Annotated in this window: 23 protein-coding genes; 12 read left to right on the forward strand and 11 right to left on the reverse strand. The window is 66.6% G+C overall.

Annotated elements, in window-relative coordinates:
• Nucleotides 1–8 precede the first annotated feature (8 nt).
• Together GO986_RS00405 and GO986_RS00410 are read left to right on the forward strand one after the other, a co-directional pair.
• A complete protein-coding gene (locus GO986_RS00405; RefSeq protein ID WP_157457260.1) occupies nucleotides 9–1109 on the forward strand; it encodes an ATP-binding protein in 1101 nt (366 codons plus the stop codon).
• Nucleotides 1110–1277: 168 nt separating this feature from the next.
• A complete protein-coding gene (locus tag GO986_RS00410) occupies nucleotides 1278–1682 on the forward strand; it encodes a hypothetical protein (RefSeq protein ID WP_157457261.1) in 405 nt (134 codons plus the stop codon).
• Nucleotides 1683–1735: 53 nt separating this feature from the next.
• On the opposite strand, the gene vapC is transcribed toward GO986_RS00410, so the two are convergent.
• Nucleotides 1736–2161, reverse strand: a complete 426-nt coding sequence (gene vapC / locus GO986_RS00415; RefSeq protein ID WP_198170334.1) for a type II toxin-antitoxin system tRNA(fMet)-specific endonuclease VapC — start codon at nucleotides 2159–2161, stop codon at nucleotides 1736–1738.
• Nucleotides 2158–2385, reverse strand: a complete 228-nt coding sequence (locus GO986_RS00420) for an antitoxin (RefSeq protein WP_157457262.1) — start codon at nucleotides 2383–2385, stop codon at nucleotides 2158–2160. The genes vapC and GO986_RS00420 overlap by 4 nt, the downstream gene beginning before the upstream one ends.
• A 76-nt stretch (nucleotides 2386–2461) precedes the next feature.
• Here GO986_RS00420 and GO986_RS00425 point away from each other — a divergent pair, with 76 nt between their 5' ends.
• Nucleotides 2462–4696, forward strand: coding sequence for a DUF5682 family protein (locus GO986_RS00425; protein WP_157457263.1), 2235 nt, complete (start codon nucleotides 2462–2464; stop codon nucleotides 4694–4696).
• On the forward strand, nucleotides 4693–5955 hold the full coding sequence (locus tag GO986_RS00430; RefSeq protein ID WP_157457264.1) for a VWA domain-containing protein: 1263 nt from the start codon (nucleotides 4693–4695) through the stop codon (nucleotides 5953–5955). Before GO986_RS00425 ends, GO986_RS00430 begins: the two co-directional genes overlap by 4 nt.
• A gap of 239 nt (nucleotides 5956–6194) precedes the next feature.
• Here GO986_RS00430 and GO986_RS00435 read toward each other — a convergent pair whose 3' ends face one another.
• The gene (locus tag GO986_RS00435) at nucleotides 6195–6644 is read right to left on the reverse strand and encodes a GNAT family N-acetyltransferase (protein WP_232337322.1); all 450 of its coding nucleotides are present in this window, start codon (nucleotides 6642–6644) and stop codon (nucleotides 6195–6197) included.
• Entirely contained in the window at nucleotides 6637–7143 is a 507-nt protein-coding gene (locus GO986_RS00440) for a MarR family winged helix-turn-helix transcriptional regulator (protein WP_157457266.1), read from the reverse strand. Before GO986_RS00440 ends, GO986_RS00435 begins: the two co-directional genes overlap by 8 nt.
• A gap of 65 nt (nucleotides 7144–7208) precedes the next feature.
• Between GO986_RS00440 and GO986_RS00445 the strand changes: the two genes are divergently transcribed.
• Nucleotides 7209–8075, forward strand: coding sequence for an EamA family transporter (locus GO986_RS00445; RefSeq protein ID WP_157457267.1), 867 nt, complete (start codon nucleotides 7209–7211; stop codon nucleotides 8073–8075).
• Nucleotides 8076–8302: 227 nt separating this feature from the next.
• On the opposite strand, the gene GO986_RS00450 is transcribed toward GO986_RS00445, so the two are convergent.
• Nucleotides 8303–9064 (reverse strand): SDR family oxidoreductase, encoded by a 762-nt coding sequence (locus GO986_RS00450; RefSeq protein WP_157457268.1) that lies wholly within the window; start codon nucleotides 9062–9064, stop codon nucleotides 8303–8305.
• Nucleotides 9061–9324, reverse strand: coding sequence for a hypothetical protein (locus GO986_RS00455; protein ID WP_157457269.1), 264 nt, complete (start codon nucleotides 9322–9324; stop codon nucleotides 9061–9063). Before GO986_RS00455 ends, GO986_RS00450 begins: the two co-directional genes overlap by 4 nt.
• 343 nt (nucleotides 9325–9667) lie before the next feature.
• On the opposite strand from GO986_RS00455, the gene GO986_RS00460 reads away from it, so the two are divergent.
• From GO986_RS00460 to GO986_RS00470, 3 genes are all read left to right on the forward strand, one after another.
• The gene (locus tag GO986_RS00460; RefSeq protein WP_157457270.1) at nucleotides 9668–10435 is read left to right on the forward strand and encodes a transporter substrate-binding domain-containing protein; all 768 of its coding nucleotides are present in this window, start codon (nucleotides 9668–9670) and stop codon (nucleotides 10433–10435) included.
• 76 nt (nucleotides 10436–10511) lie between these two features.
• Nucleotides 10512–11183 (forward strand): amino acid ABC transporter permease, encoded by a 672-nt coding sequence (locus GO986_RS00465; RefSeq protein ID WP_369409047.1) that lies wholly within the window; start codon nucleotides 10512–10514, stop codon nucleotides 11181–11183.
• A 91-nt stretch (nucleotides 11184–11274) separates the two neighbouring features.
• On the forward strand, nucleotides 11275–12726 hold the full coding sequence (locus tag GO986_RS00470; RefSeq protein ID WP_157457271.1) for a sigma 54-interacting transcriptional regulator: 1452 nt from the start codon (nucleotides 11275–11277) through the stop codon (nucleotides 12724–12726).
• 240 nt (nucleotides 12727–12966) lie between these two features.
• Here the strand turns inward: GO986_RS00470 and GO986_RS00475 are convergent, their stop codons facing one another.
• A complete protein-coding gene (locus tag GO986_RS00475) occupies nucleotides 12967–13476 on the reverse strand; it encodes a hypothetical protein (RefSeq protein WP_198170335.1) in 510 nt (169 codons plus the stop codon).
• Between the two features lie 116 nt (nucleotides 13477–13592).
• Between GO986_RS00475 and GO986_RS00480 the strand changes: the two genes are divergently transcribed.
• A complete protein-coding gene (locus GO986_RS00480; protein ID WP_157457272.1) occupies nucleotides 13593–14252 on the forward strand; it encodes a hypothetical protein in 660 nt (219 codons plus the stop codon).
• A gap of 170 nt (nucleotides 14253–14422) precedes the next feature.
• Nucleotides 14423–15259, forward strand: coding sequence for a CAP domain-containing protein (locus tag GO986_RS00485; protein ID WP_157457273.1), 837 nt, complete (start codon nucleotides 14423–14425; stop codon nucleotides 15257–15259).
• Nucleotides 15260–15464: 205 nt separating this feature from the next.
• Here the strand turns inward: GO986_RS00485 and msrB are convergent, their stop codons facing one another.
• From msrB to xpt, 3 genes are all read right to left on the reverse strand, one after another.
• Entirely contained in the window at nucleotides 15465–15917 is a 453-nt protein-coding gene (msrB, locus tag GO986_RS00490; RefSeq protein ID WP_157457274.1) for a peptide-methionine (R)-S-oxide reductase MsrB, read from the reverse strand.
• Between the two features lie 115 nt (nucleotides 15918–16032).
• Nucleotides 16033–17595 (reverse strand): acyl-CoA carboxylase subunit beta, encoded by a 1563-nt coding sequence (locus GO986_RS00495; protein ID WP_157457275.1) that lies wholly within the window; start codon nucleotides 17593–17595, stop codon nucleotides 16033–16035.
• A gap of 131 nt (nucleotides 17596–17726) precedes the next feature.
• Entirely contained in the window at nucleotides 17727–18302 is a 576-nt protein-coding gene (gene xpt, locus GO986_RS00500) for a xanthine phosphoribosyltransferase (protein WP_157457276.1), read from the reverse strand.
• Nucleotides 18303–18366: 64 nt separating this feature from the next.
• Between xpt and GO986_RS00505 the strand changes: the two genes are divergently transcribed.
• Together GO986_RS00505 and GO986_RS00510 are read left to right on the forward strand one after the other, a co-directional pair.
• Nucleotides 18367–19305: a phosphotransferase family protein gene (locus tag GO986_RS00505; RefSeq protein WP_198170336.1), complete on the forward strand. Its 939-nt coding sequence runs from the start codon at nucleotides 18367–18369 to the stop codon at nucleotides 19303–19305.
• Nucleotides 19306–19363: 58 nt separating this feature from the next.
• Entirely contained in the window at nucleotides 19364–19873 is a 510-nt protein-coding gene (locus GO986_RS00510) for a hypothetical protein (RefSeq protein ID WP_157457278.1), read from the forward strand.
• A 266-nt stretch (nucleotides 19874–20139) separates the two neighbouring features.
• On the opposite strand, the gene GO986_RS00515 is transcribed toward GO986_RS00510, so the two are convergent.
• Nucleotides 20140–21075 carry a DUF8754 domain-containing protein gene (locus GO986_RS00515; protein ID WP_198170337.1) on the reverse strand — a complete coding sequence of 312 codons (936 nt, stop codon included), beginning with the start codon at nucleotides 21073–21075 and terminating at the stop codon, nucleotides 20140–20142.
• Nucleotides 21076–21081 lie beyond the last annotated feature (6 nt).

Below are 21081 nucleotides of genomic sequence, written 5' to 3' on the forward strand. Positions count from 1 at the left end.
AGACCACCATGACGACCACCCCCGAAGTCCTGCGCCAGCACGCCGAACACGCCTACGCCCATGAACTCGCCGCCCTGGCCCAGCACGACCGCTTTCCGCGCCCTCCGAAATGGAACCTCAGCCCGCGCGCCGTGCTGACCTACCTGATGGGCGGCCGGGCCGGCGACACCGAGATCACGCCGAAGTATGTGGGCGAGGCGCGCCTGATGGAAATCGCCGTGGCGACCCTGGCCACCGACCGCGCCCTGCTGCTTATCGGGGTGCCGGGCACCGCCAAAAGCTGGGTCAGTGAACACCTGGCCGCCGCCATCTCGGGAGACAGCACCCTGCTCGTGCAGGGCACGGCAGGCACCGACGAGAACGCCATCCGCTACGGCTGGAACTACGCCCGCCTGCTGGCCGAGGGTCCCAGCGAGGCCGCCCTGGTGGAAAGCCCCGTGATGCACGCCATGCGCCAGGGCAAGATTGCCCGCTTAGAAGAGCTGACCCGCGTGCAAAGTGACGTGCAGGACACCCTGATTACGGTGCTGTCCGAGAAGACGCTGCCGGTGCCCGAACTGAACACCGAGGTGCAGGCGGTGCGCGGCTTTAACCTGATTGCCACCGCCAACAACCGCGACAAGGGCGTGAATGACCTGTCCAGCGCCCTGAAGCGCCGCTTTAACACCGTGATTCTGCCGGTGCCCGACAGCCTGGAAGATGAGCTGAGCATCGTGACCCAGCGCGTGGAGTCGCTGGGCCGCAGCCTGGGGCTGCCCACGGACCTGATGGGCGCCGCGCCCCCAGCCCTGGACGAGATCCGGCGTGTGGTCACGGTGTTCCGCGAGTTGCGCGCAGGCGTGACCGAGGACGGCAAGACCCGCCTCAAGTCGCCCAGCGGCAGCCTCAGCGTGGCCGAGGCGATCAGCGTGGTCACCAACGGCCTGACCCTGGCCGCCCACTTTGGCGACGGCGAACTGAGCAGCCGCGACGTGGCCGCCAGCGTCATCGGGGCGGTCGTCAAAGACCCGGTGCAGGACCAGGCGGTGTGGAACGAATACCTGGAAACGGCGATTAAAAAGCGGGCCGGCTGGAAAGAGTTTTACAACGCCTGCCGGGAAGTGAGCTGAGGCATGGGCCACAGGGGGAATGTTCTCATCCACGAGGGTGGGCAGACCTATGGATGTGCTGAAAGAGGCTTCGTTCATGACATTCCTGCCCTAGCTGCTTGCGGGCCAGACTTGGCATTGGCCTGGGCGCGGAAGCACCTTGAGCAGTCGAGTCCTCGACTACATCAAGTGGACATTTGGGACGAGATCATGACGGAAGGGGCCATCCTTATCAACCTGGATTCTAAGGACCTGATTTTCGGCTCTTGGGAATGGTTGCCTGATGCCTATAAATTTGATGAAACACCAGAAGAGCTTGAGCTTTACCCAGAATTCCCTGACATAGCACGGGAGTTACTGGAAGTTGTTCGTCACCAGTGGGCAGGCTGGACAGTCACTCTTGCTCTTCCCGCTGAATTCGCTACGCAGGAAACGCTGGTGGTGCGGGGCCAAGATCTAACGCGGCCTCTTATCACTGGTACACATGCTCCCGAAACAGGTTGGTCAAGAGAGCAAATCAGGGAAGGTTTTCGGCGCATGTTCAACATGACCCGTGAGCCGCTCAGAACACAGTTGGCAGGCATTCAGCTTTGATCTCTCCTTACCTTCTGCCAACCTCATCAAGGGAGCCGGCACCGACGAAGTGCTTAAACCTCACGCGTCCAGTCCTCGCAGCGCAGCCCCGGCACTCGGGCAAACTCCCCGAGATTGTTCGTGACCACCAGCGCATCCAGGCTCTGAGCATGACCCGCGATCAGTACGTCGTAGGGGCCGATGGGCGAGCCGCTGCCCGCCAGTACGGCCCGAATCTCAGCCGCTGCTTCTGCCGCCGCTTGGCCGAACTCGAACACGTCCAGCGTTTGTGCGAAGGCCATCAGGCGCGCCGCGTTCTGCTCCGGTCGGCCGCTGCGGCGCACCCCATACCAGAGTTCGTGCAGGGTCACGCTGGAGATACCCAAACGGTGCCCATCGGCTGTCACCCGCTGCATGGCACGCCCAACCTGTTCTGGGCGGCGGTTCATGGTGAAGATGCAGATGTTGGTGTCGAGCAGATACAGCAGAGGCCGGGTCAAAGCAGTTCGTCCCGTTCCTGCGCGGCAGGCTGCTCGCGCCGGATGTCTCCCTCAAAAGCAGTCAGCGCTTGAAAAACCGCTAGGCCGTCTTGCGCCTGAACTGGCGTAATGATCAACTCCCGGCCCCGGCGCACGATCTCGACCTCGCCGTAAGGCAACTGCAACTCCTGCGGAATCCGCACAGCCTGACTGTTTCCACTTTTGAATGTTCGACTGCGTGTCATGGTCCACCTCAAGCAAAGTATATACCGTAGATACTTTGAGAATCTGGCTTTAACAAGCCCTTTCGGGAGTCTTCGAATGCCCCAGTCTGACCTCACCATCCTCCCTATCCGCCACCACGGCCCCGGCTCGGCGCGCAGCGTGGCGCGGGCGCTGGAGGCCCACCCACCCGCCACCCTACTGATCGAAGGCCCGGTGGACGCTGACGCCCTGCTGCCCTTCCTGAATGAGCCGGCGATGACGCCTCCCGTGGCGGTCATGGCGCATGTGCAGGGTCACCCTGAGCGCTCGGTGTTCTACCCGCTGGCCGAGTTTAGCCCGGAATACGTGGCGATTCGCTGGGCGCTTTCTCGCGGTGTCCCGGTGGCCTTTATGGACCTGCCTGCCAGCGTGACCCTGGCCCACAAGGAGGAGGCCGCTGAAGCTGAGCCGGACGCCACTGATCCCACCTCCACTCCTCCAGAGGACGCCGTGCGCGCCGATCCCCTCGCGCTGCTGGCCCAGGCGGCTGGCTACAGCGACTTCGAGCGCTGGTGGGACGCCCTGGTCGAGTCGCGCGGCGACGGGGAAGCCGTGTTCGCCGCCATTGCCGAAGTGATGGCCGCCGTGCGTGAGGCCGAGGACGGGCACACCTCTGCCCGTGACCTGATCCGTGAGGCGCAGATGCGCCAGACCATCCGCGCGGCGCTGAAGGGGGGCAGCGTCGCCGTGGTGTGCGGCGCGTGGCACGCCCCAGCGCTGACCCCCGAGGTCCTGGCGCGCGAGGCCAAAGCCGACCCGGCGCGCGTCAAGGGCCTGCCCAAGACCAAAGTCGCCCTGACCATCACGCCCTGGACCCACGGCCGCTTGACCCAGGCCAGTGGCTACGGCGCGGGGGTCGCGTCGCCGGGTTGGTACGCCCACCTGTACGCCACGCCGTCGCAGGTGTCTGAGCGCTGGCTGACCCGCTCGGCCCGGCTGCTGCGGGCGCGCGGACTGGACGCCTCCAGCGCGCAGGTGATTGACGCCGTGCGGCTCGCGGACGCCCTGGCAACCCTGCGCGGGCGCCACCTGGCCGGGCTGGACGAACTGACCGACGCCACGCGGGCAGTCTTTGCCTGGGATTCGGACACGCCGCTGCGCCTGCTCTCAGAGGAACTGTTCGTGGGCGAGGCGCTGGGCAGCGTGCCTGCCGGTGTGCCCGCCGTGCCGCTGGAACAGGACCTGGCAGCCACACTGGCCCGGTTGCGGCTGAAGCGCGAGGCGGTTACCCACGACCTGACCCTCGACCTGCGTGAAGACGCGGGCCTGAGCCGCTCTCAGCTCTTTCACCGGCTGACCCTGCTGGGCGTGCCCTGGGCCAAGGAGGCCGCCAGCCGGGGCACCGGCACCTTTAAGGAAGCCTGGACGCTGCGCTGGGAACCAGAATTCAGTGTGCGCGTGGTAGAGGCGAGCCGGCATGGCAACACGCTGGTGCGCGCGGCGAATTCGGCGGCGGTCTCGGCGGCGCGGCGGGCCGCTGACCTGGGCGCACTGTCGGACCTGCTGGAAGTCACGCGCCTGAGTGGACTCCCTGGGGCCGCCGCCTTCACTCTGGCCCGTCTGGACGAACGCGCCGCCGACGCCGACACCGCCGCGCTGCTGCTGGCGCTGCCGCCACTGGCCCGCCTGGCCCGCTACGGCGACGTGAGGGCGCGGGGGGACGACGACCTGCGGCCCGTCTTCCGCACGCTGGTGGCCCGCGCCGCCGCCGGGCTGCCCAACGCGGCGCACGGTCTGGGCGAGGAAGCGGCGCAGACCCTCCACCGCCAGCTGGCTGGGGCCGACGCGGCGGTGCGCCTGCTGGACGACCCCGAGGCCAGTGGCCAGTGGGTCGTGGCCCTGCACGCCCTGGATGCCCAGGGCACGGCGCCCCTGCTGCGCGGCGACGCCGTGAACCGCCTGCGCGACCGTGGCCTGCTGGACGCCGCCCAGGTGCAGGTCCGGCTGGCGGCCGCCCTGGCCCCCGGCGCCCCGCCCCTGGACGTGGCCGCGTGGCTGGGCGGGTTTATCGGTGAGGACGGCCAGACCCTGCGCCACGACCCAGCCGCCCTGGCCCTGCTGGACACCTGGGTGGTCGGCCTGGACCCCGACGCCTACAGCGAGGTGCTGCCGCCTCTGCGCCGCTCCCTCTCACGCCTGGACCCACACGCGCGCAGGCGCCTGGGCGAGGAGCTACGCGGCCTGGAGCGCACCGAGCAGGCCGCGCAGGTTAACGGCGAACTGGGCGCGGGGGTGGTGCCGGTCGTGCTGCGCCTGCTGGGCGTGACCCTGCCTGCTGGAGACCCCTTATGACCCCTGAGACTGACCCCGCACCGCAGAGCCTGACCCCCGACCTGGAGCGCCTGCGCCGCTGGCGGCTGCTGCTGGGCGGCGAGACCGCCACCGGCGAGAGCGCCGACGGCATCGGCCAGCCGCTGAGCGAACACGACCGCCGCCTGGACGCCGCGCTGGCCTCGCTGTACGACGGCGCACCCTTTACCCTTCAAACGGAAAAACCCCAGAAGGGCCGCAAATCGGGCCGGAATGTGGGGTTTGGCCAAAGCGCCCCGGCCGTGGCCGCGTGGCTGGGCGAGGTCCGCGACCTCTTTCCGCAGTCGGCCGTGCAGGTCATGCAGGGCGACGCGGTCGAGCGGCTGAACTTAAAGACCCTGCTGCTGGAACCTGAACTGCTGGAGCACCTCCAGCCCAACGTCCACATGGCGGCCACCCTGATCAGCCTGAAAGACGCCATGCCGGCTCAAGCCAAGGCGCTGGCGCGGCAGGTGGTGGCGCGGGTGGTGGACGACCTTCAGGCCCGGCTGGCCGAGCCGCTGCGCAGCGCGGTCACCGGCAGCCTCAACCGCTCGCAGCGCAACCTCCGCCCCCGCCAGAACGAGGTGGACTGGGGCCGCACCCTCCTGAAAAACCTGCACACCTACGACCCCGAGCGCAAAAGCGTGATTCCCGAGCGCCTGGTGGGCTACGGACGTGCGCGGCGGCAACTCAAGGCCGTGACCCTGTGTGTGGACCAGTCGGGCAGCATGGCGTCCAGCGTGGTCTATGCCGGCATCTTTGGCGCCGTCCTGGCGAGCCTCCCGGCTCTGAAAACCAACGTGGTGGTCTACGACACGACGGTGGTGGACCTGACCGACCACCTGGCCGACCCGGTGGACGTGCTGTTCGGCGTGCAGCTGGGCGGCGGCAACGACACCCCGCTAGCCCTGCGCTACTGCCAGGGGCTCCTGACTAACCCCGAGGAACACACCTTTGTCCTGATTTCCGACCTGTACGAGGGGTCCGGCAGCGCCGAGATGATCCGCCGCCTGAACGAATTCCGCGAGCTGGGCGTGCGCGTGATCGTGCTGCTGGCCCTGGATGACGACGGCACGCCCAGTTACGACCACGACAACGCCGCGAGGCTGGCGGCCCTGGGCATTCCCGTCTTTGCCTGCACCCCCGACTTTTTTCCCGACCTGATGGCCACCGCCCTGCAGGGGGCCGACATCGGCACCTGGGCCGCCTCACGCGGCATCGTGACCGCCCGCGCGGGGGCCGAGCCGACGAGTTCTTGAAGCGGCGGGCCGGCAGCCGGGTGACTGGCCTCAACCGGTCAGTCTGAGCTGACAGCGGTTGCCAGTTCCGTTGAGGGGCCAATAACGCCCCTCCGCTTCACTTTCGCCGCTGTCTCTTATAGGCACTCACTGTGTTCGCCTCAGCGTGGTTGAGGCTCATCACCCTCAACCACGCTGAGTTCCGCTGTGAACGTGCACCTCTGCCTCCGGGCAGGCATGGGCTCACGGAGGCCTGTCGCTCAGCGAGCCGGAGGCGCCGGGAGGTGCGCGGTCATCTCAGTTCCGCTGGCCGCGAAGCCCAGCGCCTCGTACAGCGCGCGGCCCTGCAGGGTGGTGCCCAGGGCAAACCGGGTGACGCCGCGCGCCTGACCCGCCGCCAGGCACGCCTGGACCAGCGCGCGGGCGTGGCCTTGACGGCGCCAGTCTGGGTGGGTCCAGACATTGACCACCCGCGCCCGCAGTGGCTGGGGGTCGCCCCGACTGGGGCCCCAGTCGAGCAGGGTCAGGCCTGCCCCGGCGATGATCTCGCCGCCCACCTGCGTCACGAACCCAAGATAGGTGCCGCGCGCTATGGCCCCCGCCACCCAGGCCGCGTAGGCCGGACGGTCAGGAGCGTCGGCTGGGTCAGGCAAGCGGTGACGGGCAATCACCGCCCCATCGGCAGGGGTTACCGGGCGCCGGTCAATCAAGGCCCTGCGCCTCGGCATGGGCGATGAGTTTTCGCAGCAGCCCTTCAAACTGCCGGGTCTCTTCTGGACTGAGGGCCGCCAGCAACTGGGCCTCGAACGCCAGGTGCACAGGGAGGTGCGCCTGCACCAGCGCGCGGCCTTCGTCGGTCAGGGCCAGGCGCCACGACCGCCGGTCCTGCGGGTCCAGGCGGCGCGTGAGTAGCCCGCGCGCTTCGAGCCGGTCTGTGTTGCCCGTCACCGTCGCGGGCGAGACCGCCAGGAGCGCGGCGACCTCGCTGGCCGGCAAACCCTCAGGCGGAGCCGAGCGGTACAGCGTCAGCAGCAGGTCGCGGGTGGCCGAGGTCAGGTCCGCCTGCGCGGCTGTGGCCCGCACGGCGTCGCCCAGCAGGGCGTGGGCACGGCTGAACGTGATGAAGGTCAGCATGGGCGCGCTGTCCAGCCCTGGTTCGGCGGCCTGCCAGTCCTGCCGAATGCGGTCCAGCGCCTTCAGGATGGTCATGGGCAGAGTATAGAAAATGGCCTACTCTATTTTATAGATAAATATTTTTATACTAAAATAAATCTATGAAAGCTTCTTCGGCCCTGTGGTTGGCCGCTCTGGCACCTCTGAGCTGGGGCACGAGTTATGTGGTGCTTGAGCAGCTTCAGCCCATGCCGCCCCTGACAGTGGCGGCGCTTCGGGCGCTGGGGGCCGGGGTGCTGCTCCTGTTGGTGGTGCGCCAGTGGCCCAGGGGCGCCTGGTGGTGGAAAAGCCTGCTGCTGGGGACGCTGAATTTCGGGCTGTTCTTCGGCACGCTGTTTCTGGGCGCCAGTCGGCTGGGCGGAGGGGTGACCGCCACTCTGGGCGCGCTGGGGCCACTGCTGATTCTGGCGTTTAACCTCCTGGCCCTGCGACAGCCGCCCACCCGGCAGGCACTCTCTGCCGCGCTGCTGGGCCTGGTGGGGGTGGCGCTGCTGGTGCTGGGGCCAGGGGCCCATCTGGACGCACTGGGCCTGGCCGCTGGCCTGCTCAGCGTGGTGGCCGCGTCGGGTGGGTACCTCCTGGCCGGCGCCTGGGGAACGCCCTCAGGCACGGGGCTGCTGGCAGTGACGGCCTGGCAGCTGTGCTGGGGCGGCCTGCTGCTGCTGCCCATGGCCCTGCTGCTGGACGGCCTGCCAGCGGCGCCCACCCCGGCGCAGTGGGCGCCGCTGGCCTACCTGATCGTGGTGGGCACCGCCGCCGCCTACGCGCTGTGGTTCCGCGGTATTCAGTCCACCTCGGCCCTTCAGGTCTCGCTGCTGACGCGCCTCAGCCCGGCCACAGCGCTGGCGCTGGACTTCTGGCAGGGCCGCTCTCTGAGTGCAGCGCAGTGGCTGGGCCTGGGCCTGATTGCCCTGAGCTTTCTGCCCCCGCGCCAGAAGACTGCGGCTCCGGCGCAACCGACCCCCTGAGGCTAGGCCTAAGCGTGCTTGAGAAGCTCGTTTATCTTGGTCAGGACGATTGGATGGAGCAGGAACCTACATCTGAGCAGGTCTGAGTGACGTACTCAGGAGCCATACGTCATTTGCACGTACTACATACCAGAACAGCCCTGGGGACAACGCCCATCATTAAAATTCCCCTCTGTGCTGATTCAGTCGTTATTTCAGACGCTTCAATCCGAGTTCATAGCCGCCCTTTATCGGTAGTGCTCTTGCGCCGCCACCCAATGGGCCCAGGTGCGGCCCACAGTCTGGGCACCGCGCGGGACCGCAGCACCGCCCTGCCACGCCCGGAACAGCGGCACCGGCAGCGGCAGGCTCAGCACCCGGCCAGGCCCGCGCTGCCGGGCCAGCTCCGCAAAGGTCAGCGCCTGTGGGCCGCACAGCTCGGGGGCATGGCCCACAGGCGAGCCCAGACTCAGGTCAGCCAGCGCACGCGCGGCAGCCTGGGCTTCCAGCGGCTGCAGAGTCACGCCTGCCGGCAGCAGGGTGAGCGGGCCGGGCAGGGTCAGGCGCGTCAGCAACTCGGCCACAAATTCATGAAACTGGGTCGTGCGCAGGATGGTGAAGGGCACGCCGCTCTGCGCCACCAGCCCTTCGGCGGCCAGCTTGTCGCGGTAATACGGCGCCGCCTGCAGCCGCTCCAGGCCAGCAATGCTCATGAACAGCAGGTGACTAGCTTTGGCATTCTGCGCAGCCTGGACTGCTGCCCTCGCCAAGTTCAGGTCAGCACCTGCCCGAAGTGGTTGGGTCGCCAGATGGACCAGCACGTCGCCGGAGCGCAGCGCTGCGCGCAGAGGGTCAGGCTGGCTCAGGTCACCAGTCACCCAGGTCAGACCCGGCTGGGCCGGCCGGGGGCGGCGGCTCAGGGCCACCACCTCGGCGCCACTGGCCCGCAGCAGCGGCACCACTTCCCGGCCCAGGTGCCCACTGGCGCCCGTGACCACCACGCGCGTCATGCCGCCCACCGCCGCTGGTGTGGCGGGGGCGGGGTCAGCCCAGCCGCCAGTGCCTTGTTCAAAACCAGAGACGGGCTGAGCAGCGCCGTAACGTTCAGGTCTTCTCCAGCTCGAACACGCACGTCCAGCAGGGCCCAGGCCGGCGCCGGCCAGTTCAGGGCCGCCTGAGCCACTTCCCGCATTTCTGCGGCTAGAGCAGGAAGCAGCGGCCCACCCGCATTCCTCAGGTGTCGGACGTTGTCGCCAGAGCCTCTCGTCATACCACTGAGCTTACTGAGCACAGAACTCAAAACCTTGGAGACAGAGACACGCAGAGGGCTGCGGCGTGCACAACTCGCTCTCATCCACCGCAACCAGTGAACTGGTGACTCTGTGTCTTGCCGTCTGTGATGAACTGAAAACAAGCGCCTCAGTCGCCTCTTTGCTCCTCATAGGAAAGCCACCAAGTGATGTTCTGCGCCCAGTGGCCAACGCGCTGGAGGGAATCAGACATATCTAAGGAGCATTCAACTTCTGAGTTTTCCCACACCACGGTGATTGTTGATATACTTTGTAAACTAAAGTGCTCTGAGGTGATGTCCACCTCAGGGACCAAGGAGTCTTATGAACCGCGTTACCTCAACTTTGCTGCTGGCCATCAGTGCCAGCCTGACCACCGCCCACGCCGCCGCCCCCAGCACCCTGACCAAAGGCGTGCTGAAAATCGGCATGGAGGGCACCTACGCCCCCTTCACCTACAAAGATGACAAGGGCCAGCTCACAGGCTTTGACGTCGACATCGCTAAGGCCGTCGCTGCCAAGCTGGGTCTGAAACCCGAGTTTGTATTAACAGAATGGAGTGGCATCCTGGCGGGCTTGCAGGCCAACAAGTACGACGTCATCGTCAATCAGGTCGGCATTACGGCCGAGCGGCAGAAAACCATCGGCTTTAGTGCCCCCTACGCTTACTCCAGCCCGCAGATCATCGTGAAGCGCGCGGGCAGCTTCAGCCCCAAGACGCTGGCCGACCTGAAGGGCAAGCGCGTGGGGGTGGGGCTGGGCAGCAACTTTGAGAAGACGCTGCGGGACGCGGGCGGCATCAACGTCGTGACCTACCCCGGCGCGCCCGAATACCTGGCGGATCTGGCCGCAGGCCGCCTGGACGCCGCCTTCAATGACCGCCTGCTGGTGGGCTACCTCATTCAGTCGCAGAATCTGCCAGTGCGCGGCGCTGGGGTGATTGGCGCCCCCGAACCGGTCGGCGTGGCGTTGAAAAAGAGCAACACGGGACTGAAGGCGGCCGTGGACCGGGCACTGCTTCAGCTGAAGGCCGACGGCACCTACGCCAAAATCAGCCGCAAGTGGTTCGGCCAGGACGTCAGCAAACCCTGAACGCCAGTTGGCCCGCGTCCTGGCTCCTTCCCTTCATCCTGGGGAGGGAGCCAGGACCCCTTCTGGAGGAGGCGCCGTGAACACCGAACAACTTCTTCTCGTCCTGCAAAGCGCGTGGCAGGCCCTACCCACCCTGCTGGCCGCCACGCCCGTGACCCTGGCCTACGCGCTGGCGGCCATGCTGCTGGGGCTGCCGCTGGGCTTTCTGGTGGCCCTGGCCCGGCTGTCGCGCTGGAGCGGACTGCGCGGCCTGAGCAGCGTCTTCGTGTCGTTTATTCGCGGCACACCGCTGCTGGTGCAGATTTTTGTCATCTACTACGGCCTGCCCAGCCTGGGGATCACCCTCAATCCCCTGGCAGGCGGCGTCATCGCGCTCACCCTGAACGCGGCGGCGTACCTCTCGGAAACCATCCGGGCGGCCATCCTGAGCATTCCGCGCGGCCAGCGTGAAGCGGCCATCAGCCTGGGCCTGAGTCCCTCACAGACCATGCGGCTGGTGGTGCTGCCGCAGGCGGCGCGCGTGGCCCTGCCCAGCCTGAGTAATACCCTGATTGGCCTGGTCAAGGACACCTCGCTGGTGTCGGTCATCACGGTGGTCGAACTCCTGCGCTCGGCGCAGCTGGTCATTGCCCGCACCTTCGAGCCGTTTGGGCCTTATCTGGCCGCAGCCCTGATCTACTGGGCGCTCAGCAGTCTGCTGGAGCTGGTGCAGCGGCTTCTGGAACGGCGCTTTGCACGGGGAGGCTGATTCAGGGGCCGCCTCTTACGGCGCGGGCATCCGACATTGCCAGAAAGGCGCACATTCCACGCCGGGCGCGCGTGATACGTTTGCGCGCATCATGACGGTGACTGCCAGAGCAAGGACATTAGGGGAACTGCTGGACACGCCGGAGTACGCCGGGCGCCAGCCGTTCGACGGAAAAATCAGACTGGTGCAGGACGAGGTGCGGGACAACCTCACGCGCAAACTGCGCGCGGGCGAGACCCTGTTTCCCGGCGTGGTGGGCTACGACGACACCGTGATTCCGCAGCTGGTGAACGCCCTGCTGGCGCGGCAGAACTTTATCCTGCTGGGACTGCGCGGCCAGGCCAAGAGCCGCATCCTGCGCGCCATCACGGACCTCCTCGACGAAGACGTGCCTATCATTGACGGCGCCGACATGCCCGACGACCCCCTGAACCCGGTGGGCGCCGAGGGCCGGCACCTGCTGGAAGCACACGGCCTGAGCCTGCCCATCCGCTGGCTGCCGCGCGCCGACCGCTACGTCGAGAAGCTGGCCACCCCCGACGTGACCGTGGCTGACCTCGTGGGCGACGTAGACCCCATCAAGGCCGCGCGCCTGGGCACCAGCCTGGGCGACGTGCGCTCCATGCACTTTGGCCTGCTGCCGCGCGCCAACCGGGGCATCTTTGCGGTGAACGAGCTGGCCGACCTGGCCCCCAAGGTGCAGGTGGCGCTGTTTAACATCCTGCAAGAAGGCGACGTGCAGATTAAGGGCTACCCCATTCGCCTGGAACTGGACGTGATGCTGGTCTTCTCGGCCAACCCCGAGGACTACACGGCGCGCGGCAAGATTGTCACGCCCCTCAAGGACCGCATCGGCAGCGAGATTCGCACCCACTACCCCACCGACGTGCGCCTGGGCATGGACATCACGGCGCAGGAAGCGGTGCGCGCGCCCTCTGTGGTGGTGCCGCCCTTTATGGCCGAACTGATTGAAGAAATCGCCTTCCAGGCCCGCGAGGACGGCCGCGTGGACAAGCTCAGCGGCGTCTCGCAGCGCCTGCCGATTTCCCTGATGGAAGTGGCCGCCGCCAACGCCGAGCGCCGTAGCCTGCTGGGTGACGGCGCCCCGGTGGTGCGAGTCAGCGACGTATACGCGGGCCTGCCGGCCATCACCGGCAAGATGGAACTGGAATACGAGGGCGAACTGAAGGGCGCCGACAGCGTGGCCCGCGACGTGATTCGCAAGGCGGCGGGCGCGGCCTACGCCCGTCTGTACGGCAGCGCCAACACCCGCGACCTCGAAAAGTGGTTTGAGAACGGCAACGTCTTCCGCTTTCCCCAGGGGGGCGACGCGGCCGAGGCCCTTAAGGCCACGCGCGAGGTGCCAGGCCTGACCGACCTGGCCGCCGAGGTGGCCAGCAGCGCCGACGACGCCGTGCGCGTCAGCGCCGCCGAGTTTGTGCTTGAGGGCCTATATGGCCGCAAGAAGCTCTCGCGCGCCGAGGAACTGTATGCCGCCCCCGAACCCGAAACCCGCCAGCAGCGCGGCGGCCGCTGGAATTAAGCCCCTGCCACATCAAAGGGCCCCTGACCATTCGCGTCAGGGGCCTTTTGATGTTGGCCAATGAATCAGCTGAGCGCTGCCCTATACGGATTCCAGTTGACAAATCGGGAGAGAGCCGCTTTGCCAACTCCACGTCCGAACCCGTGGTTCTCCTTCTCGCTCTGCTGCAGAGCTTTGCAAGTCCGCTCGAATTGAATCGCTTGCGCGGGCGGTTCAGTTGGAGTCCGCCGCAGCAGCCGGTCAAGCGCCGCCGTTCGGCCGCTCGCGCTCCCTGTCGCCTTCGACCGCCCGGTACACCAGGCCGGCGGCCAGGCCCCCCAATGCGTACCACGCCACGGTCAGCAGCAGCGTTTGCGGGCGCTCGTCTGGTTGGTGGCCCAGGCCCACATGGGGCGGCAGGGCTGCGCCGCCTACTCCTGACACCAGCCCCAGTGCAGTCCCCACACCGGGCGCCCGCGCCGCGCCGCCTAAACCAGCCAGAGCGTAGAAGATGGTGTTGGATGCCAGATCGGCGGCCAGGGTCGCTGCATACAGGGCGCCGCCCTGGGGCGGCTGGGTGCCGGCGGCTTCCAGACCCGCCGTCAGCGCGCGCTCGCCCAGCACGTCCATGCGCGGGGCGTGGGGCAACACGCGGCGCACGCCTTCATTGAGGAGCGTCACGGTCAGGGCGCCGGCCAGGCCGCTCAGGGCCAGCGCGGCCCAGCGAGGCGGCGCCGGGGCAGGATGATGGCGAGACGGGTGTGTGGACATAACAACCTCCTGTGGTCTGCATGGCAGCACGCCGCGCCGCGCCAAAGATGTGGCGCCGCCCTGCATGGGCTTGAGACTCGGCCTGTCTGCCGGCGCCCATGCTCTAGCCTCGGGCCATGCTGCCGCCTGCTCTGGCCAGTCTGCTGGCGTTTCACGCGCCCCTCTCGACCCTCCAGCGTGAGCAGGGCGGCGCCGCCACACTGCTGACCCCCGCCGTGAACGTGCTGGCCCTGAACGCCACCTACCTTCCCGAAGACAGGAGCGGGGTGGACCTTGAAGCGGTGCGCGACTGGCACGAGGGACAGGGGCAGCCGGTGCTGGTGGTGGGCGCGGCGCCGGTCCCGAACAGTCAGCCTGTTGCCCGCCTGCGGCTGGGCCTCTGGCACCCAGGAGACAGGGCCGGGAATGAGGTGGTCGTCGAGCAGCTGTCACGCCTCCATCTGGGCACCTGGGCCGGGGTGCTGGCTGGCGTATACGGCACGCCCGAGTGGGGGCCGGCCCTGGGCCGCCACCTGGCCGCGCGGCTGGAAGACGAGCGGTCTTACCTGCCCCTCCTGGCCTACCGCAGCAGCGTGCCGGTGGGCGCTCTGCTGTGGCAAGCCCGGCCAGAAGGCGGCGCGGCCCTGCTCTGGGGCGCCCCTGACGATGAGGTGGGATCGGCAATGCTGGACAGCGCGGCTGGCCTGGGCGATTCAGTTCAGGTGGCTCTGCCCGATCACTCAGGTCTGAGTCTCGGTGAAAGCCAGGAACTTCACTTCAGCCTCCTCAAAGTGTGAGGTTTTTGGCCTCATCAAGCCTGTTCCATTTGTAAATGGTGAGAAAAACACGGTGTGAAGATTTACGCAAAGAGACGCTTTTCCTGCGCGAATACGGCAAGCAACCAGCGGTGAGAAATGAGTAATTTCATCTCACGTGAAGCTGGGCTTCATGCCGGTTTAATGACAGCATGACCAAAGCGTTGCTGTGCGGGGCCAGCCTGGGCCTGCTGTTGACCCTCGCTGCCTGTGGCAGTGCGCCCAGCAGTCCAGTCGTCGAAACCCCGGCTGCTCCCGTCACAGGCACGCCGGGCGCAGACCCCGAGACCCTAGCCGCGCAGGCCGTCGCTACACCCATCACGCTGAGTGCCGGGCAAACCCTGCAACTGCGCGTGACCGTGGGCGGGCAGGCGCCGCAACCTGGGCAGCTGACCTGGACCACCCGGAACGCCGCCGTGGCCACGGTGAGCCCCAGCGGCCTGGTCACCGCCACTGGGACTGGCAGCACCACGGTGCGTGCCGCCCTGACCCGGAGCCCCGGCTCTTTTCTGGACTTTCCGGTGACGGTGACGGCCCCCACAGCCCCAGCGCCCACGCCCACCCCTCCCCCAGCGCCTGGCTTTGCCCAGCGGGTGCTGGACCTGACCAACGCGGCGCGTGCCACAGGCGCGACCTGCGGCGCCACCGCTTACGCTGCCGCGCCAGCCCTGACCCTGAATGCTCAGCTCAGCCAAGCGGCCCAGGGCCATGCCAGCGACATGGCGGCCCAGAACTACTTCAGCCACACCAGCAAGGATGGCCGCACCTTCTCGCAGCGCATCACGGCGGCGGGCTATGCGTGGCGCACGGTGGCCGAGAACATCGCCGCCGGCCAGGCCACGCCCGAAAGCGTGGTGGCTGGCTGGCTCAAGAGTGAGGGCCACTGCAAGAACATCATGAGCGCCAGTTACAAGGAACTGGGGGTCGGCTACGCACAGGGCGGCAGCTACGGCCACTACTGGGTGCAGGATTTCGGCGCCGCCCGGTAAAGGCAGCCACAAACGAGAGGGAGGCGACGTGCGCGCCTCCCTCTCCTCTTTGGTTTTTTACGGATTCCGTCTGCAACTCGGGACAGAGCCTTCTTTCGCACTCTACGCTCGTCAGCCCGCCTCTTTTCCTTCAGGGCAGCGCAGTTCTGCGAGTCCCTCTGGTTGGACTGAACCATTTCGGTCAATGATTCAATCCGACCCCGTCTTACTGCCCAAACAGGGAGCGGTATTCCCCATACCCCTGGGTCTCCAGTTCCGAGACCGGCACAAAGCGCAGCGACGCTGAATTGATGCAGTACCGCAGGCCCCCGTGTTCCTGCGGGCCGTCGGGAAACACATGCCCCAGGTGCGAGTCTGCCCCCTGCGAACGGACCTCAGTACGGGCGTAACCAATCTTATAATCGGTGTTTTCGGTCAGGGCCACGCTGGGAATGGGGCGGGTGAAGCTGGGCCAGCCGCACCCGGCGTCGTATTTGTCCAGGCTCGAAAACAGCGGTTCTCCGCTGACCACGTCCACGTAGATGCCCTCTTCGGTATGGTCCCAGAACTCACCCGTAAAGGCCCGCTCGGTGCCTTCATGCTGCGTGACCTGGTACTGGGTGGGCGTCAGCCGCTCGCGCAGTTCGGCGTCGGTGGGTTTGGCATATTTGCTGGTCATGGCTGCCAGTCTGCCGCGCTCAGATGCGCGGAGGGTAAGTGGGACGTGGAGAGTGGTTAGTGGACTGAGGCTGCGCCCGTTCCCACTTCCTACTCACCACTCTCCACAACCCCAATTACAGCGGTATGTTCCCGTGCTTCTTGTAGGGCCTCGTCTCTTCCTTGTCACGCAGCATCTCAAAGGTCTGAATGAGGACGCGGCGCGTGTCTTCCATCGGAATGACATCGTCAATGTAACCCTTGCTGGCCGCTACATAGGGGTTGTCAAAGGCGTCTTTGTAGTCAGCAATCTTCTGGGCGCGGGTGGCCTCGGGGTTCTCGCTGGCGGCAATCTCACGGCGGTAGACGATATTGGCGGCTCCCTCGGCCCCCATCACGGCCACCGCCGCTGTGGGCCAGGCATACACCACGTCGGCGCCCATGTCCCGGCTGTTCATGGCGAGATACGCGCCGCCGTAACTCTTGCGGGTAATCAGGGTGATTTTGGGGACGGTGGCCTCGGCATAGGCGTACAGCATCTTGGCGCCGTGACGGATGATGCCCGCGTGTTCCTGGGCCACGCCGGGCAGGAAGCCGGTCACGTCCACCAGCGTCAGGATGGGGATGTTGTAGCAGTCGCAGGTGCGGATAAAGCGCGCCGCCTTGTCGCTGGCGTCAATGTTCAGGGTGCCGGCCATGACGCGGGGGTTGTTCGCCACGATGCCCACCGACTCTCCGCCTAGACGCGCGAACCCCACCACTATGTTTTTGGCCCAGCCTGGCTGGATTTCCAAGAAGGTGCCGTCATCCACAAGTTCGTGAATGACGTCGTGCATGGGGTAGGGCTTGCGCTGATCGGGCACGACGATGTCCAGCAGCTTTTCGGTGGTGCGGGTCACCGGGTCGCTGGTGGGGTGAGCCGGCGCCTTCTCGTGCGCGTTTTGCGGCAGGTAGCCCAGCAGGTCCCGCACGCCCCTCAGCACCGCCTCATCGCCGTCGTATTCCAGGTGGGCCACGCCGCTCTTGCGGGTATGCACATCCGCGCCGCCCAGCTGGTCAAAGGTCACGTCTTCGCGCGTGACGGACTTGATGACTTCCGGCCCCGTGATGAACATGTAGCTGCTACCCTCGCTCATCAGGATGAAGTCGGTCAGGGCCGGGGAATATACAGCGCCCCCCGCGCATGGCCCCAGAATCGCGCTGATCTGCGGAATGGCGCCCGAATAGATGGCGTTGCGATAAAAAATCTCGCCGTAGCCCGACAGGCTGTCCACCCCTTCCTGAATGCGGGCGCCCGCGCTGTCGTTCAGGCCGATGACGGGGCAACCCGTCTTGGCGGCCAGGTCCATCACCTTCGTGACCTTCGCAGCGTTCATCTTGCCCAGGGACCCGCCCAGCACCGTAAAGTCCTGAGAAAAGACAAACACCTGCCGGCCGTCAACCGTGCCCCGGCCTGTCACCACCCCTTCGCCGGGGGCCTCGACGCCCTGCATCAGCCGCCCGCCCCGGTGTTCCACGAAGGTGCCCATTTCCAGAAAGCTGCCGGGGTCCAGCAGGGCGTCAATGCGCTCACGGGCGGTCAATTTGCCGCCCTGCTTCTGTTTTTTCAGGCGTTCGGGGCCGCCGCCCTGCTCGACTTTCGTGCGGCGCTGCTCCATCGCCGCGATGAGTTCCTGAAGTTCGGTGCCGGGCTGTGTCATGCGGCCCATGGTATCCAAACGGGCGTTAGGTGGGGCGGGTGGGCTGTGAGAAATGGGCCTCCTCTGCGCGGTCACCATGTCGTGTCAGGCCTCTGCCTTCTTTACAGGTCATATTCTCTGGCCGCCACTCCCTACTTTCCACTCACCACTTCCAGTCCTCTGTCCATCTGCACAATGTTTGCCAGCGTATGAATGGGTACACCCAGGTCAGCCAGCTTCTCACGGCCGCCCTCAAACTGTTTTTCCACGACGCAGCCGATACCCAGCAGCTGCGCCCCGCTCTGGGCCAGCATGCCCACCAGGGCGCGCAGCGTGCCCCCCGAGGCCAGAAAATCGTCAATGACCACCACGCGGTCGGCAGGGCCCAGAAACTCGCTGCTGACAAAGAGGTCCACGACTCCGCCTTTGGTACGGCTGACCGACTGGGCCGTGAAAATCGGCTCTTTCATGGTCACCGGCTTTTTCTTGCGGGCGTACACCAGTGGCACGCCCAGCGTCATGGCGGTGGCGATGGCCGGGGCAATCCCGCTGACCTCGATGGTCACAATCTTGTTGGGACGCAGCGGGGCGAAGTGACGGGCAAAGGTCTCGCCCATCTCGCGCGTCAGCCCAGGAAGCAGCTGGTGATTTACCAGCCCGTCTACCTTCAGAATGCCGCCGGGCAGCACCTCGCCCTGCTGCCGAATCGCGTCTACCAGAGCCTGCATAAGGCGCAGTGTATCCGCCATCTGGCGCAGGCCCTGGCCCCCCTGTCCACCAGACACTGATGGGATGCCGGCCCTGCCTGACCTCAGCGCGACCGAACTGCAGGCTTTCGCCGAGCGGTACGGCCTGGACAGCCCTCTGACCCGTCTGCCCAGCAGGGGCATTGTCAACCGGGTGTATCTCGCCCGGCGGGCGGGGCAGCCCGTGGTGCTGCGCGTGCCCATGCCCGGCGACGACGAGGACACCCTGACCGAAAGCGTGGCCGTCCCGGCGGCAGTCCGCACCGGCGTCAACACGCCGGACCTCCTGATCTTCGACAACAGCCGCGCCGTGCTGGACGCCCCGGTCACGGTCTATGCCCTTGCGCCAGGGCAGAGTCTGGACTCTTGCGGCTGGGCCCACGGCGACCCCCGCCTGCGCCGGGCGTGGCAAGCGGCGGGCCGGGCACTGGCGCGGCTACATGCTGGGGTGAGCAGCGTGGATGACCCTCAGGGCTTGCTGGAGGTCATCACTCCGCCGGACACAGCGCAAGTAATGGTCCGGGTGCTGGACGGCGGACACCTGAGCCGCGCCGAAGCCAGGTGGACCGCCGATACCGTGGACCGTCTGCTGCGGGAGACCTCGCCGCCCCTCCAGCCGGCCTTTTTGCACAATGACCTGCATCCGGGCAACCTGATGGTGACAGAGGGCGGCGCCGTCACTGCCCTGATTGACTGGGGGGACGCCGGATGGGGCGACCCGGCGCTGGACCTGTGTTACGGCGGTCCCCTGGCGGCCCCGGACCTATGGCGCGGTTATGAAGATGAGGCGCCGGGCGTGCTGGGCGAGGCGGCGCCTCTACGCCTGCTGGCGTACCTCTTGCACGACGCCACGCGGCGCCTGGCCCGAGCCCCAGACGCCCACGGGCACGGTGACCTCTGGTACACCCGCCCCGGCACGGCACTGATGCAGTTGCTACGGGTCAGTCCGCAGTTTCCCGACTGGGCCGAGGTGTTCTGCCGGTAAAGAAGGGCTCTGGCTGGACACAGGCCTGGCCCGGCGCACCGGACTCTAGACTGGGACCATGCGCCGCGTCCTGCCTGCTTTGCTGCTGACTGTCCTGTCTGTGTCAGCCCACGCCGCGCCCGTGACCGTACCGGGCACGAATGTCCAGTTCACTGTGCCCGCCGGCTTTGTCAAGATGCCGCCGGACATCCTGAAGCTCAAATACTCGCGCGGCACGCCGCCCGCTGCCGTGTATTCCACGCCCGGCCCACACTGGGACGTAAATATCGCTTTTGCCGTACGCCGCGCCCAGGTGCCTGCCGACCTGGGAGAACTGCAAAGCGTCCTGGAACGCTCGGTGCAGGGCGCGCCGGGCTTCCGCTGGGAAAGTCACAGCGTTCAGAAACTGGGCGAGCGGTCATGGGTGGTGCTGCGTTTCTGGGTGAGCGGCCTGGACACGCCCATTTACAACGACCTGCGCGCTGTGCCGGTGCCCGGCGGCCTGCTGATCGTGACGGCCAACGCCACGAAGGCCCAGTACCCGAAGTACCTCAAACCCCTGACGGCCGCGCTGGATAGCCTGCGCTGAGAGCAGAGCCCTCAACCACTCCGGCAGGAATGAGACGGACTCCAGTTGAATCGTTGGCAACAACGATAACATCCGAGCGGACTTGCAAAGCGGCGCAGCAGAGCGAAAAGGAGAACAACGGGTTTCAGACGTGGAGTTAGCAAATCGGCGTTTTCCCGATGTGTCAACCAAACAAACGGAATCCGTATGCGGTGACCGAGAGCGTCAGCGGCGCCAACAGAATTGAGGGGTGCGCGGAACTGGTCTGCTCTGCCAGAGCCGCCGCCTTACAGCTCGTTGACTTCTGGCTTGAAGCCCACCTGCCGGATGTAGTCCAGATAGGCCGGCCCACTCAGAGCGGCCCGCTGCCCACTCAGGGCGACGAACATGGCCTCCAGGACGTTGGTGGCGAAGTTGCGCTGGCCCATGCGCGGCGTGGTGGTGACCAGGCGCCGCACGCCGCGCGCCTTCATCCATTCGCGGTCAGCGGCGGTAATCGTCTGGGTCAGGATCGTCTTGCCACTCAGGTTCTGGGGGGCGTAGCGCTTGGCGTAATGGGTATCTCCGGCAATCACATCGGCCCAGGCGTAGTATTTCGTGCCCTTGCCTTCCACGCTCTGTTCCTGTTTCTTGCCTGTGGGATAAAACCAGTCCTGCGGCAACTTGGTCAGCACCGGCAGCACCAGGCCGGCCACCCGGCGCAGCGCCCCGATAGACCGCAGGGGCCGGTCCACATTCAGCCCGAACACGAGGTCGCCGTACACCACATCTGCGCCGTGGTCGGCCAGCGCCTCGGCCATGCCGAAGCGGTCCACCGCCGACACCATCAGCACCTTCTGCGTGCGCCAGCCCAGCAGACCGTCCAGCTGGGCAATGGCGTCGCGTTCCAGGGTGTTTTTCAGGCCGCTGCCGTCCAGGACAGGCGTCTGCCGGGCGTTGGCCACCAGCTTGCGAACGTTGTTAAAGACGTATTTCTTGTCGCCTGCAATCACGTACAGGTCAGCCCCGCCCAGCCCAAAGGCGTCCACCCGGCCGTCCAGCGCCTGATACAGCGCGGCCATCTTGCGGGCGTCTCCATCGGTGCCGATGCGCTCCACGACAAACGGCTGCCCCAGCACCGTGACGGTCTCGCGGGCGTTGCGGGCGCTGCTGCCCAGGCTGATGCTGACCACATGCTTGTGTCCAGCCGGCGCAGGCTGCCAGCCCGCCAAATGGTCTGTCATGCGGGG

Origin of the sequence: Deinococcus arboris (genome assembly GCF_009755355.1) — a bacterium.
Taxonomy (GTDB): Bacteria; Deinococcota; Deinococci; order Deinococcales; family Deinococcaceae; genus Deinococcus; species Deinococcus betulae.

Bases quoted from the DNA above. Each gene is read 5' to 3' on its own strand.
- GO986_RS00405 (WP_157457260.1), top strand. From the start codon at position 9: ATGACGACCACCCCCGAAGTCCTGCGCCAGCACGCCGAACACGCCTAC.
- GO986_RS00420 (WP_157457262.1), bottom strand. From the start codon at position 2,385: ATGACACGCAGTCGAACATTCAAAAGTGGAAACAGTCAGGCTGTGCGG.
- GO986_RS00425 (WP_157457263.1), top strand. From the start codon at position 2,462: ATGCCCCAGTCTGACCTCACCATCCTCCCTATCCGCCACCACGGCCCC.
- GO986_RS00430 (WP_157457264.1), top strand. From the start codon at position 4,693: ATGACCCCTGAGACTGACCCCGCACCGCAGAGCCTGACCCCCGACCTG.
- GO986_RS00440 (WP_157457266.1), bottom strand. From the start codon at position 7,143: ATGACCATCCTGAAGGCGCTGGACCGCATTCGGCAGGACTGGCAGGCC.
- GO986_RS00445 (WP_157457267.1), top strand. From the start codon at position 7,209: ATGAAAGCTTCTTCGGCCCTGTGGTTGGCCGCTCTGGCACCTCTGAGC.
- GO986_RS00450 (WP_157457268.1), bottom strand. From the start codon at position 9,064: ATGACGCGCGTGGTGGTCACGGGCGCCAGTGGGCACCTGGGCCGGGAA.
- GO986_RS00455 (WP_157457269.1), bottom strand. From the start codon at position 9,324: ATGACGAGAGGCTCTGGCGACAACGTCCGACACCTGAGGAATGCGGGT.
- GO986_RS00460 (WP_157457270.1), top strand. From the start codon at position 9,668: ATGAACCGCGTTACCTCAACTTTGCTGCTGGCCATCAGTGCCAGCCTG.
- GO986_RS00470 (WP_157457271.1), top strand. From the start codon at position 11,275: ATGACGGTGACTGCCAGAGCAAGGACATTAGGGGAACTGCTGGACACG.
- GO986_RS00475 (WP_198170335.1), bottom strand. From the start codon at position 13,476: ATGTCCACACACCCGTCTCGCCATCATCCTGCCCCGGCGCCGCCTCGC.
- GO986_RS00480 (WP_157457272.1), top strand. From the start codon at position 13,593: ATGCTGCCGCCTGCTCTGGCCAGTCTGCTGGCGTTTCACGCGCCCCTC.
- GO986_RS00485 (WP_157457273.1), top strand. From the start codon at position 14,423: ATGACCAAAGCGTTGCTGTGCGGGGCCAGCCTGGGCCTGCTGTTGACC.
- msrB (WP_157457274.1), bottom strand. From the start codon at position 15,917: ATGACCAGCAAATATGCCAAACCCACCGACGCCGAACTGCGCGAGCGG.
- GO986_RS00495 (WP_157457275.1), bottom strand. From the start codon at position 17,595: ATGACACAGCCCGGCACCGAACTTCAGGAACTCATCGCGGCGATGGAG.
- xpt (WP_157457276.1), bottom strand. From the start codon at position 18,302: ATGCAGGCTCTGGTAGACGCGATTCGGCAGCAGGGCGAGGTGCTGCCC.
- GO986_RS00505 (WP_198170336.1), top strand. From the start codon at position 18,367: ATGCCGGCCCTGCCTGACCTCAGCGCGACCGAACTGCAGGCTTTCGCC.
- GO986_RS00510 (WP_157457278.1), top strand. From the start codon at position 19,364: ATGCGCCGCGTCCTGCCTGCTTTGCTGCTGACTGTCCTGTCTGTGTCA.
- GO986_RS00515 (WP_198170337.1), bottom strand. From the start codon at position 21,075: ATGACAGACCATTTGGCGGGCTGGCAGCCTGCGCCGGCTGGACACAAG.